At 44.3% G+C, this 11,583-nt stretch carries 14 protein-coding genes; 13 read left to right on the plus strand and 1 reads right to left on the minus strand.

Going from position 1 to position 11,583, the window contains the following annotated elements:
* A partial coding sequence (locus ACKPQ4_RS02230; RefSeq protein ID WP_407679581.1) for a GDP-mannose 4,6-dehydratase occupies positions 1 to 396 on the plus strand: 396 nt, incomplete at its 5' end.
* Here ACKPQ4_RS02230 and ACKPQ4_RS02235 read toward each other — a convergent pair.
* Positions 384 to 902 (minus strand): DUF192 domain-containing protein, encoded by a 519-nt coding sequence (locus tag ACKPQ4_RS02235; RefSeq protein WP_407679582.1) that lies wholly within the window; start codon positions 900 to 902, stop codon positions 384 to 386. The genes ACKPQ4_RS02230 and ACKPQ4_RS02235 overlap by 13 nt on opposite strands.
* Before the next feature lie 17 nt (positions 903 to 919).
* Here ACKPQ4_RS02235 and ACKPQ4_RS02240 point away from each other — a divergent pair, with 17 nt between their 5' ends.
* The 12 genes from ACKPQ4_RS02240 to ACKPQ4_RS02295 all read left to right on the plus strand — a co-directional run.
* The gene (locus ACKPQ4_RS02240; protein ID WP_407679583.1) at positions 920 to 1,873 is read left to right on the plus strand and encodes a bifunctional heptose 7-phosphate kinase/heptose 1-phosphate adenyltransferase; all 954 of its coding nucleotides are present in this window, start codon (positions 920 to 922) and stop codon (positions 1,871 to 1,873) included.
* 2 nt (positions 1,874 to 1,875) lie between these two features.
* Complete coding sequence (locus tag ACKPQ4_RS02245) at positions 1,876 to 2,421, plus strand: D-glycero-alpha-D-manno-heptose-1,7-bisphosphate 7-phosphatase (protein WP_407679584.1); 546 nt, start codon at positions 1,876 to 1,878, stop codon at positions 2,419 to 2,421.
* Between the two features lie 86 nt (positions 2,422 to 2,507).
* A complete protein-coding gene (locus tag ACKPQ4_RS02250) occupies positions 2,508 to 2,996 on the plus strand; it encodes an NUDIX hydrolase (protein WP_407679585.1) in 489 nt (162 codons plus the stop codon).
* An 89-nt stretch (positions 2,997 to 3,085) separates the two neighbouring features.
* Positions 3,086 to 3,568, plus strand: a complete 483-nt coding sequence (locus tag ACKPQ4_RS02255; RefSeq protein ID WP_407679586.1) for an Lrp/AsnC family transcriptional regulator — start codon at positions 3,086 to 3,088, stop codon at positions 3,566 to 3,568.
* Positions 3,569 to 3,576: 8 nt separating this feature from the next.
* Positions 3,577 to 4,776, plus strand: coding sequence for an aminotransferase class I/II-fold pyridoxal phosphate-dependent enzyme (locus ACKPQ4_RS02260; protein ID WP_407679587.1), 1,200 nt, complete (start codon positions 3,577 to 3,579; stop codon positions 4,774 to 4,776).
* Positions 4,777 to 4,803: 27 nt separating this feature from the next.
* Positions 4,804 to 6,204 carry a ribosome biogenesis GTPase Der gene (der, locus tag ACKPQ4_RS02265; RefSeq protein WP_407679588.1) on the plus strand — a complete coding sequence of 467 codons (1,401 nt, stop codon included), beginning with the start codon at positions 4,804 to 4,806 and terminating at the stop codon, positions 6,202 to 6,204.
* 127 nt (positions 6,205 to 6,331) lie between these two features.
* Complete coding sequence (gene fmt / locus ACKPQ4_RS02270) at positions 6,332 to 7,306, plus strand: methionyl-tRNA formyltransferase (RefSeq protein ID WP_407679589.1); 975 nt, start codon at positions 6,332 to 6,334, stop codon at positions 7,304 to 7,306.
* A gap of 76 nt (positions 7,307 to 7,382) precedes the next feature.
* Entirely contained in the window at positions 7,383 to 7,997 is a 615-nt protein-coding gene (locus ACKPQ4_RS02275) for a LysM peptidoglycan-binding domain-containing protein (protein WP_407679590.1), read from the plus strand.
* A gap of 14 nt (positions 7,998 to 8,011) precedes the next feature.
* Positions 8,012 to 8,971: a ParB/RepB/Spo0J family partition protein gene (locus ACKPQ4_RS02280; protein WP_407679591.1), complete on the plus strand. Its 960-nt coding sequence runs from the start codon at positions 8,012 to 8,014 to the stop codon at positions 8,969 to 8,971.
* Between the two features lie 89 nt (positions 8,972 to 9,060).
* Positions 9,061 to 9,465 carry a preprotein translocase subunit SecG gene (gene secG, locus ACKPQ4_RS02285; protein ID WP_407679592.1) on the plus strand — a complete coding sequence of 135 codons (405 nt, stop codon included), beginning with the start codon at positions 9,061 to 9,063 and terminating at the stop codon, positions 9,463 to 9,465.
* 30 nt (positions 9,466 to 9,495) lie between these two features.
* Positions 9,496 to 10,374 (plus strand): outer membrane lipoprotein-sorting protein, encoded by an 879-nt coding sequence (locus ACKPQ4_RS02290; protein ID WP_407679593.1) that lies wholly within the window; start codon positions 9,496 to 9,498, stop codon positions 10,372 to 10,374.
* A gap of 69 nt (positions 10,375 to 10,443) precedes the next feature.
* The coding region (locus ACKPQ4_RS02295; RefSeq protein ID WP_407679594.1) for a pyridoxal phosphate-dependent aminotransferase at positions 10,444 to 11,583 on the plus strand (1,140 nt) is incomplete at its 3' end.

Here is an 11,583-nt window from a genome sequence, read left to right on the forward strand (position 1 = left end):
GCTTCAGGTAAGCTCAAAAAGCTAAGAGTTTTTGGAAGCGATTATCCGACCCGTGATGGAACTGCCATCCGTGATTATTTACATGTAGTCGATTTAGCAAATGCTCATTTAAAAGCCTTGCAGGCGATTGAACAACGAGGGGAGGGCTTGGTTTGCAACCTTGGCACTGGTCGAGGGTCCAGCGTGCTCGAAGTAATTTCTGCTTTCGAAAAAGCGACTGGAACAAAAATTCCATACGAGCTTGCCGACCGCCGCCCGGGTGATGTTACCGAGGCTTGGGCAGATCCTTCCCATGCCGAAAAAATACTCGGTTGGAAGACGATAAAAACTTTGGAAGAAATGCTTGCCGATGCTTGGCATTGGCAGAGTAAAAATCCGAACGGTTACCGAGCGTAACCTTGCAGGTTATAATGGCGTGGAAATCCACCGCTGTAAGATATTGCTTTGGCTAACATCTGTAAATCAATGCGGTCTCCCAGTTTTATACCCAATCTGCTAAATTCTCCGATCCCAAGTTCCACCACGAATTGTAAATTATTGGACTTGGAGGGCATGCCTGACAAATCGTAAGGGCGTCCACGGTGTAGTTCCAATAATCTTCCGTCAGCAGAAAAATATCCAATATCCAAGGGGATCCGAGTATTTTTCATCCAAAATCTTTGAGATTGTGGAGTTTCAAAAACAAAAATCATTCCTTCGCCTGCAATTAATTTATCACGGTGCATCAAGCCGGTCTCTCTTTCATCTGGTGTTTTTGCCAGTTCCAACTTCAGTAGACAGTCACCAATTTTAATATCATATTTTTCTTGGACTTGGCCAACTTTAGGAGGTGTGGAGTTTTCCTTGCAGGATATGATTATTCCTAAGAGGAAGACGATTGGCAGATGACAAAAAAGTCGCATACTCATAATTCTATTTGATGAAAGATCTTCTCGAACAGATCAAGAGCCTTCGCGTATTAGTGATTGGAGATGTAATGCTCGATCGTTACATAATTGGCGAAGTAAGCAGGATATCTCCTGAGGCACCCGTACCTGTATTAGCTGTGCGAGAAGAACGGTCGGTTGCCGGCGGGGCTGCCAATGTAGCTCTTAATTTACGCTCTCTGGGAGCCAATGTGGAAGCAATCGGATGGTTTGGTCAGGATGAGCGTGGTGATGAGTTGGTCGAAATTTTGGGGAACCAAGAAATCCAAGTTGATCAATCTTTCCGTTTTTCTTCGGTTCCCACTATAAGCAAATCACGGGTGACTGCCTCAAATCAACAAATCTGCCGGGTAGATCGAGAATCTTCCATTGATCAATATCATCCTGATTTGAACATAGTTGGAAATTTGATTAGCGAAAAAGCCAGCCAGGCCGATGTAGTGATTGTTTCAGATTACGGTAAGGGATTTGTCACTAATCAACTCCTTGCCTTGGTTCGTGAGAATGCAAGTTTCCTTGCGGTCGATCCAAAGCCCAGCCGTTTACTTGATTATTCAATGCCCGATCTTTTAACGCCCAACCGTTTGGAAGCCCTAGAACTTGCCGGACTTTCCCGGGAAACCCGGGATCCTTTTCCGCAGGAAGAAGTGGTTACCCAAATCTTTGATAAGTTTTCTCCACGCTTACTCGCGGTAACTCTGGGAGGAGAGGGTATGCTTCTTGCAAAGCAGGGAAAAGTCGAATGCACTATACCCACTGCCGCTCGCGAGGTCTTTGATGTCTCTGGTGCTGGAGATACGGTAATTGCCTCCTTATCTATGGCTCTTGTTGCCGGACAGTCGTTCGAACAGGCTGCAGGGTTTGCCAATTTAGCGGCCGGAGTAGTGGTTGGTAAAGTGGGAACTGCAAATGTTTCCCCAGAAGAAATTATCGCTCTTTCTTCATAGTTATGCCTTGCAATAAGGCTTTGTTTTTGGATCGGGATGGTACCTTGATCGAGGATGCTCATTACCTAAAAGATCCAAACCACTTGAAAATAATCAATGGTGCAGGGGCTGCCTTACGAAAAGCAAAAAATCATGGCTATTTACTTTTTATGCATACCAATCAATCAGGTATAGCCCGTGGGTATTATGACTGGTCAGATGTTCATGCATGCAATGCTCGAATGCACCAAGAATTTGAATGGTCGGATGATTTTTTTACCGAGGTATGTATTGCTCCTGAATCTCCTGGTCAAACTGGTGGCTATCGAAAACCATGCCCCCTTTTTGAAAAAGAAATGATTGAAAAATATGACCTTTTAGCTGCGGATTGCTGGATCATTGGGGATAAATGGATCGATCCACAAACCGGACTGGATGCAGGTATTCGCGGTGCACTCGTTCGTTCAGGCAAGCCAATTGTAGAAGATATCCAAGCTCGAGCCTCTAGTATGGGTGTTCCTATTTTTTCTGATTTAGAGGAATTTGTGAAGTTGGAGTTAAGGCTGTGAAGAATAAAAACCTACCAAGTCCATGGGATCTTCAAACAGATGAACTTCATTCTGATTGTCGAATATTCGAAGTACGAAAACAGCGATTGAAAAGACGATCTGATGGGGTGGAGGGAGATTTCTTTGTTCTCAACACTAATGACTGGGTAAATGTATTGGCGATCACACCGCAGAATGAACTCATTCTCGTTCGTCAATTTCGTTATGGTACTCATGATTATTCCCTCGAACCGCCCGGTGGGGTGGTTGAAAAAGATGAAGATCCTCTAATTGCGGGTATTCGTGAATTACAAGAGGAAACAGGCTATGTGGGAGAAAACCCGGAGTTACTTGGAGTTGTCCGTCCAAATGCAGCCATTTTATCCAATCGTTGCCATGTTATGCTAGTAAGAAATGCCAAAAAAACGGCGGAACTTAATTTTGACCAACACGAAGAATTAATTACTGAGTTGTATCCATTAACCGAGCTTAAGGATCTTGTTAAAAAGGGAGAAATTTCCCATTCTATTGGATTAAATGCGATTTTGATGCTTCTTTTGGAAATGGATGATACAGAGAAATTTGCTGTATGCTGAAGAAAAAGTTTCCATATGAACCAAACACAATTTGCCTGCCTTTGCTTCTTTACCGAGTTATTCACAATTGATAGTGTAGGCACTTTCCTATGAACGACCTTATTAGCACCATTCAAGAAACTGCAGATCCAAACCCAGAGGTTTTGGCTAAAATCTTGGGCCGTTCGATCGAAGAGGTGGAGTCAGAGATTCAATCTTTGCGTACAAATGGTTCTTTGCTTGGCTGGGTTCCATTGCTTAATCCGACCAAAGCAGAGAATAATGAAGTTCGTTCGGTGATTGAAGTAAAGATTAGTCCAGAGAGAGAAGGTGGATTTGATCGTTTGGCTCACCGGATTTCCAAGTTTGAAGAAGTCGAGGCATGCCATCTAATGTCTGGTGCATACGATCTTTTGGTTATCGTAAAAGGAAAAACCCTTCATTCCGTGGCCAGCTTTGTTTCCGAAAGGCTTGCCACGATTGATGGGGTGCTTTCCACTGCCACCCATTTTTTGCTTCGTTCATACAAGGAACACGGACATCTTCTGAGCGACGAAGGAGAAAATCCGGAAAAACCAGCTGTTAGCGCTTAAATTTTTTCATGAATCCTGAAGATTATATTGCTGAGCATGTGCGTGGCTTGCCCCGTTCTGGAATTCGAGATTTTTTTGCGATTGTTTCGGAAATGCCTCAAGCCATTTCTTTGGGCATCGGAGAACCAGATTTTATAACCCCCTGGAAAATTCGGGAATCTTCAATCTTTGCCCTTGAGCGTGGGAAAACATCCTACACCGATAACCGTGGTCTTCTCTCGCTCAGGAAAGAAATATCCGCCTATGTTGAAAAACATTTTGGTCCGGGTTATGATCCCAAAAGCGAGGTCTTGGTAACGGTCGGAGTTTCTGAGGCAATTGATATTGCTTTGCGTGCTCTGATCAACCCAGGTGACAAAGTACTTTATCATGAACCTTGTTATGTTTCCTATGCCCCCAGCATTGCCCTGGCTTTTGGAGAAGCAATTCCGGTAGCTACAAACCCTGAAAGTTCATTTGCTCTCGACCCTGAAGCTTTTGAAAAGGCCTGGCAGCCTGGTTGCAAAATATTAATGCTCAATTTCCCTACCAATCCGACTGGTGGAACGGCTGATCGTGAGAGGTTGGAAAGATTGGCAAAGTTTGCAGTCGAAAAAGACCTCATCGTCATAAGTGATGAAATATATGCCGAATTAACTTACGAGGGTGAACATTTAAGTATAGCCGCCTTACCAGGTATGCAGGAAAGAACCATTTTTCTTCACGGGTTTTCCAAAGCCTTTGCAATGACAGGCTTTCGAGTTGGATTTGCCTGCGGGCCGGATTGGTTGATCGAAGCAATGATGAAAATTCACCAGTATTGCATGATGTGTGCACCCATCCTGAGTCAGGAAGCAGCCATCGAAGCCTTACGCAATGGATCTGAAGAGGTAGCCAAAATGCGCGATCAATATGCAAAACGCAGAGACTTTGTAGTTCGCAGGTTTAATGAAATGGGGCTCGATTGTCACTTGCCCCGTGGTTCTTTTTATGCATTTCCTGCTGTTTCAAATAGTACGGGTCTTGATGAGGTGGAATTTTGTCACCGTCTATTGCGAGAGGCAGAAGTTGCCGTTGTTCCTGGTACGGCCTTTGGTCCTCACGGTAAGGGACATATAAGAGCAAGCTTTTCTACCTCCTACGATAAGTTAGTTGAAGCTACGAATCGGATGGAACGATTCGCGGATCAAGTACGGGCAGAAGGACAGTCCTTTTCTGCCGCGGGCTAAGTGATAGTCCGAATTCTTTTTTAATTGGTGAATTCAAGCATTGCCATTGTGGGCCGACCAAATGTTGGTAAAAGCCGATTATTCAATCGTTTGGCGGAGAAGCGTATATCTATTGTGCACGATCGTCCGGGAGTGACCCGTGATGTGGTGGTGGCAGACAGTCCGCAAGGATATGTGCTTATGGATACTGGTGGGATTGGTATGACTCCAGAAATGACTCCGGTTGACATTCAGAATGCCACTGAGGAGCAAGCCGATTTTGCTATACGGGCTGCCGACCTTCTCCTTTTTGTTGTGGATGCCCGCACTGGACCGTTGCCTCTAGATCAAACCCTAGCCCAAAAGTTTCGCAAGATGGGTAAGCATCCCATTCTCGTCGTAAACAAAATGGATGACCCTGAAGATGGTTATTCCTTCGAAGAGTTCAAGCGATTAGGCTTTTCGCGTCAGGTTGGAGTATCTGCCGAACATGGGCATGGAGTTCATGGTTTGATGGATCTTTTTCAGGAACTTTTACCCGCACCAATTTTACCTTCAGGCGAGCAGGATATTCTTCGCACCCGCATCGCTTTCATTGGTCGGCCCAATGTGGGAAAATCCTCGCTTTGCAATCGTTTGCTGAACATGGAAAGATTAATTGTGAGCGATGTTCCTGGGACTACTCGTGAAACGGTTGAACTCGATCTTGATTACCGATCCGAAGGGAGCGAAGACCCTTGGAAATTTCGCTTATTTGATACCGCGGGCCTGAAGCGTAAAAAACGGGTCGATTCTTCGCTTGATTATTTCTCTTCTGTCCGCACCAAGCATGCGATAGAAGAAGTGGATGTCGTTTTTCTTGTGCTCGATGCTAGGGAAGGGGTGACTAAGCAAGACAAGATTCTCGCTGACCATGCACTTCAAGAAGGAAAAGCTCTAGCCATTTTGGTTAACAAATGGGACTTGGCGTTGGATGGTTTCCGAAAAGATCCCTTGCCTGGTTATGAAGACGAGCACGCCTTTCGCAAAGCCTACCTGCAATCGGTACGGAAGGAGATGTTTTTCCTTCCGGATTCACCGATTTGTTTTGTTTCTGCCAAGTCCGGCTACGCGATGCAGGATTTTTTACAAGTCGCTCGTGATTTGGACGCCCGTATGGAAAAAGCTATTTCTACATCAGCACTTAACAAATTAATCTCGGACATGTTCGAACACCGGCCTCCAGCTAAGGTTGGTGGAAAAAGGTTTAAGATTTTTTACGCCGTCCAAGTGGACAAAAGACCTTTTAGAATCAAATTATTTTGCAATCAGGAACATAAATTGGACGAGCCGTATCGTCGCTACCTCGAAAAAGGAATCCAAAAAAAGTTTGGTTTATCTGGATGTCCTCTAAAATTTTCTCTCGCCGGAAAAGAGGCTCGCTACCAAGACGAAAAAAAATCAGCGTAAATTCAGAACTTATTTAACTAGTTTTTTTATTTCCATGAAGGCCGTTTATTTTAATACGGCTTTTTTTGTGCCAATAAGCAATTTTGACGAGCGTTTAAAACCTTGATAGGGTTGGTGCTTTGCATTGATGAATAAGCCCGTAAAGATTGCCTTTTTTGGATCTGATGAAATCGCTCTGCCTTGCTTGCAAGCTATGAGCAACTCTTTGGATATTGTTGAAATCTCCGCTGTACTAACTCAACCTGACCGACGATCAGGGCGTGGACGAACTCTACAGTCGAATCCCATTAAACAATGGGCAATCAAATCCTCGATTCCAGTTAGAGACCCTCATAAACCAGGCATAGAAGAAGTAACATGGTTAAATGGGCTAGGGGTGGACCTTATTTTGGTAATGGCCTACGGACATATTCTCAAGCAAGCACTCTTAGACGCAGCCCCGTTAGGATGTTTTAATTTACATGCTTCACTTCTGCCTAAATATCGGGGTGCATCCCCGATCGAAACATCTATTGCCATGGGGGAGGACACAACTGGGGTTACATTGATGCAAGTCATTCCGCAAATGGATGCCGGTCCTATTATTGATTCAGAGAGCATATATATTACATCCGAGGATACAGGAATTTCTGCACGTGAAAAAATCGCAAAGGCTTGTATCTCTTTGATGAATCGATCTTTGCCGACTTTAATATCTAGAAATTTTCAAAAAGTTGAACAGGTAGAGAAAGATGCCACTTATTGCAGAAAATTAACCAAAGGGGATGGAAGAATAGATTTTTCTTTGACTGCGGATGAATTGGTTTGTCGAAGTCGCGCATTTACCGGTTGGCCGGGCTCCTATTTTTTAGATGGGGAAACGATCCTACGGGTGGGCAGAATGGAAAAAGATTTGAGGGATTTTAATTTGAAGCCTGGGCAGAGGTATACGGAAGCTGTTGATTCTTTAATCATCGGTACAGGTTCGGGTGCGATTAGCATCAGCGAGTTGCAAAAACCAGGAGGTAAAATGCTCGCCGTTTCCGATTTTTTGCGGGGTTATTCTTTACTCTCCAATATTTTATTTTCTTTACCCTCTGAATCTCGGAAACTCGTGAGTTAATTTCTCTAAGATATATTTTAAGTAAAAGATTTCTTGATTCTCATCCACAGGTACTTACTTTAAAGGTGTGGAGTTTATGATGGGAAAGAAAAGGCCTTTGGCTTTTGTGTGCGGTGTATCTTTGTTTGTTTGCTCATCTGTTGCATCTTTTGCTCAGGAAAATGCAAAGATTTTGTTGGCCAATATCAAACAGGATTTAGAATTGGTTAATCGTGAAGTCACGGGTCTACGCAGTGAAGTGGAAATGCTCAGGCGTGAAAATGCCCAGTTAAGAATAGCCATGGATCAAGCTGATCGATCTAGGAGAAAGGTCCAAGGGACTGAGAGTCCCCTCGTTTTGGAAATGCAAAATCGTTTACAAGGCCTAGAACTCGCTCTTAAGCAGAGCGAAAGAGCCCGTGTTTCTACGCAGAATGAGCTGAACAAGAAATTCCAACAAATTATTGAGCAAATGAATCGTGGGTTTGAACAAGTTTCGGCATCTGCTAGTACATCCAATGATTCCAAAGTGCCTACATTCTCAAGCGATTATCCAAAGAATGGATTTGTGCATAAGGTCGAGAAGGGAGAGACGGTTAGTAGCATTGCTCAAAAATACAAGTCCAAGGTATCCTGGATTATTGATGCCAACCAAATTGCGGACCCGACCAAAGTATTTGTTGGGCGTGAATTGTTTGTTCCACAAAAATAATAATATTAAAATATATGAATACACCAACTCGTAGATTAGGGCGCGGACTTGGTAGTTTAATTGCTGGTGGTGGGGTGGGGGCTGCCATTTCCCAGGAACCCGTTCTCCCAGTTTCCAAACCTGTTCCCGAAAAGGTTTTGGTAACTGAAGAAGTAACAATTACTCCACCGGAACCTAAGGTTGAGCAGGTAAGCAATCAGTTGCAGGAACTTGCCATTGACCAAGTAGTTCCCAATCCACATCAACCTCGCAAGGTCATTGACCCTGAAGCGATTAGGGATTTGGCGGCGAGTATCGAATCAGAAGGCCTCCTTCAACCCATCGTGGTTCGCCCCACTAATAAGGGCTATGAATTGATTGCCGGGGAGCGTCGTTGGCGGGCTCATCAATATCTGGAAAAACCCACCATTTTGGCTCGGTTGCTCGATGCCAGTGATCTTTCTTCTGCCAGTCTTTCCCTGATTGAAAATTTACAACGTGAAGAACTCAATCCCGTTGAGGAAGCATTGGGATATCAATCACTCGTTTCTGATTTCAATCTTACTCAGGCAGAAGTGGCAGAGCGCATGGGAAAAAGCCGGACCCATATCACCAACCTTATGCGCCTATTACAATTAGATGGTGAATTGAAGAGATTATTGGCTGAAGGGGAATTATCGGTCGGTCATGCTAAGGTTTTACTCAGTATAGAAGATCCGAAACATCGATTATCTATTGGTCAACAAGCTGTCTTGGAAGGTTGGACGGTCAGGCAAACTGAAGATGCTTTATCTAGGGGACTAGTTCAAACAGGTGCTCCTTTGCAAAGAAAGAACTCCTCTTCGGTTCACTATGAGGAACTTTCCAAGGTTACTGCTCGGACGACCGGGCGAAAGGTTAAGATCAAGTCTACGGCTACCGGAAAGGGTGTAATATCCTTTTCATTTAAGGATGAAAGCGACCTTCGTACTTTGCTCACCAAATTTGAGGTTTAGTTCTAACTACTACTGTTTTTTAGTCTTAGGAAAGGGGGTTGCCTTTTAAGGGTATTGCTTCATTTTGAGGCGTTACTTTTTATCTTGATATGATCGTATTCTTAACAACACTTTTGATTCTTTTATGCTTAGCCGTCGTGCTTTTGATTTTGATTCAGCGTACTTCCGGAGGTATGGGCTCGGCCCTTGGCGGAGGAACTGCAGATCAATATCTGGGAGCTGGATCTGCTGCTCAATTGTCTAAACTCACGGTTTGGGCAATATTGTTTTTCTTCATTCTTTCATTTGGTCTGTATGCTCTGTACCAAAGCGAAGCAGGTTCCGGAGATGAACTTTTGCGCTCAGGTAGCGTCGCACCGTCCGTTCTTCCAAACGATCTTCAATTACCTGAATCGGAAACTAACGATCTTAGCGAAGAAGTAGCGGTTCCTGATAATTTGCCAACAACTCCCGTACCTGAGGTTCCTGCTGCTGAGGGTACTCCTGCACCCTAGTCTTTTTTAACAAACTTGTCAGGAGATATAGTGAGATTACATTCTCGCTATTTTATTTTTGTTCTTGGGTTTAACCTTTTAAGCTCATTCGGTTTCGCAAAAGCTAACTTTCCTGCTCGCGGTTTTGCTCCTGTTTTAGATGTTGAACAGGCTGAGGATAGACTCAAACAATTTAAGCTTAGTTTTTTTGGATTACCTAAAAAAAGTTTCCATCAGGCATACTCATACCGTTTCCAGTTTGCTCACTACCCTCAAGCAGGTGTGCCAGAAAAACGTCATGGGTTTTTATCCGGGCTATCCCCACATTCGCCTACTTTTCGCATCGACCTAATTACCAGTTCTCAGGACTTAAATCCTTTGTCTTCTTTTTTATTGATCCGCGATCTTAACGGTTCTAAAGCCTGGAAATGGACTAGGGGTAACCAAAATGCTCAGAAACTTACTTCTGAGAATTGGCGTACTCCATGGATAGATGGAATAAATCATTCTCCTTTCGATCTCTTAATGCCCTTTGTGAGTTGGCCTTTTGAATATCAAAAATCCGGTCGGGTTTGTGGCCGCCCTGCACACCTCTTTGTTTTTACTCCTTCCAATAAGGGTAATCCATACAGTTCGTCACTTGAGTCGGTTAGGCTTGCTCTGGATGATGCTTATGATGCTCCTTTAAGAATCGAGCATATGGACGGGGGCATTCTGCCTGCCCGAATATTTTCCCTTCAAAGTTTTAAGAAAGTAAATAACCGATGGGTTGTAAAATCGATTGATGTGAAAGATCGTGATTCCAAGTCCCGCACACGTTTTGAATTGCAGGCGGTTGCCCATGACCTCGACCTGCCGGTCTCTGCTTTTCAACCTTCCGGTTTGTCTCAACCCCTTGGCTTATCTTCCATTAGCCTGGATTCCATTTAAAAAAGAAACTTTTACACTAAATCATCTTGCTCGATTTGAGCTTTCCATTTTTTCTCTTCCACAACAATCATGAGTTCGGATTATTTATCTTCTTGGGCAAAAAATATCGCCCCTTCTCCCACGCTGGCAGTTGATGCCAAAGCCAAGGCCCTTAAGGCTGCCGGGCACGACGTTTGCGGATTTGGAGCCGGAGAGCCAGACTTTGACACTCCACAATTTATCAAGGATGCTTGTGCCCAAGCCCTTATCGACGGCAAAACTAAATATGCAGCTGCTCCTGGCCTTCCTGAACTACGCCAGGCCTTGGCTGATCAATACCATCAAAACGGCGTTATCGCCGAAGCCAATCCTGCACAGATCGTGGTTAGTCCAGGTGGTAAATATTCTTGTTACCTCGCGATTCTTGCCACCTGTGGCCCCGGAGACGAGGTTCTGATTCCAGCCCCATATTGGGTTAGTTATCCCGAGATGGCAAAGCTTGCCGGAGCCACCCCAAAAATTGTTTTAGCCGGGGATGATCAAGGTTTTAAGATTACACCCGAACAAATCGAAGAGGCTCTTACTCCTGCAACTAAATTATTAATTCTAAATAGCCCATCCAATCCAACTGGTTGTTTGTATGATCGATCGGAAATGGAAGCGATTCTTGATCTGGCCATTCGCAAGGACATATTGGTCATGTCTGATGAGATTTATGAGTATTTACTTTACGACGGTTCAGTTCACCATCGCCCTGCATCTTTTTCTGATGAAGCCCGGGATCGTGTAATTACAGTCTCTGGATTCAGTAAGACCTTTTCCATGACTGGTTGGAGACTTGGTACCTTGGTGGCCAACCCTACCATAGCCAAGGCTGTGGCCAACCTACAGAGCCAGACTTCTTCCAATGCAACTACCTTTGCTCAATACGGAGCATTAGCGGCAGTACAAAACTGGGATCAATCGATGCAGGCTGTCCAGGATATGCTTGTACATTTTGACCGCCGCCGGCTTCTCTTGCTCGATGGATTGAATGCCATCCCGGGTATTGAATGCTTACGATCACAGGGAGCCTTTTATTTATTCCCCAAGGTATCTTCCTTTGGTTTATCCTCGGAAGAGTTCTCAGCTCGCTTATTGGAGCAGGAAAATGTGGCGGTCGTATCGGGTCACGCCTTTGGTGCTGATGGTTACATCCGCCTGAGTTATGCAACTTCAGACGAGATTATT

This window comes from Candidatus Chordibacter forsetii (assembly GCF_964187505.1).
GTDB lineage: Bacteria > Verrucomicrobiota > Verrucomicrobiia > Opitutales > Seribacteraceae > Chordibacter > Chordibacter forsetii.

Excerpts from the sequence above, each read along its gene's own strand:
- ACKPQ4_RS02235 (WP_407679582.1), bottom strand. The coding sequence starts at position 902 with ATGCGACTTTTTTGTCATCTGCCAATCGTCTTCCTCTTAGGAATAATC.
- ACKPQ4_RS02240 (WP_407679583.1), top strand. The coding sequence starts at position 920 with ATGAAAGATCTTCTCGAACAGATCAAGAGCCTTCGCGTATTAGTGATT.
- ACKPQ4_RS02245 (WP_407679584.1), top strand. The coding sequence starts at position 1,876 with ATGCCTTGCAATAAGGCTTTGTTTTTGGATCGGGATGGTACCTTGATC.
- ACKPQ4_RS02255 (WP_407679586.1), top strand. The coding sequence starts at position 3,086 with ATGAACGACCTTATTAGCACCATTCAAGAAACTGCAGATCCAAACCCA.
- ACKPQ4_RS02260 (WP_407679587.1), top strand. The coding sequence starts at position 3,577 with ATGAATCCTGAAGATTATATTGCTGAGCATGTGCGTGGCTTGCCCCGT.
- fmt (WP_407679589.1), top strand. The coding sequence starts at position 6,332 with ATGAATAAGCCCGTAAAGATTGCCTTTTTTGGATCTGATGAAATCGCT.
- ACKPQ4_RS02275 (WP_407679590.1), top strand. The coding sequence starts at position 7,383 with ATGATGGGAAAGAAAAGGCCTTTGGCTTTTGTGTGCGGTGTATCTTTG.
- ACKPQ4_RS02280 (WP_407679591.1), top strand. The coding sequence starts at position 8,012 with ATGAATACACCAACTCGTAGATTAGGGCGCGGACTTGGTAGTTTAATT.
- secG (WP_407679592.1), top strand. The coding sequence starts at position 9,061 with ATGATCGTATTCTTAACAACACTTTTGATTCTTTTATGCTTAGCCGTC.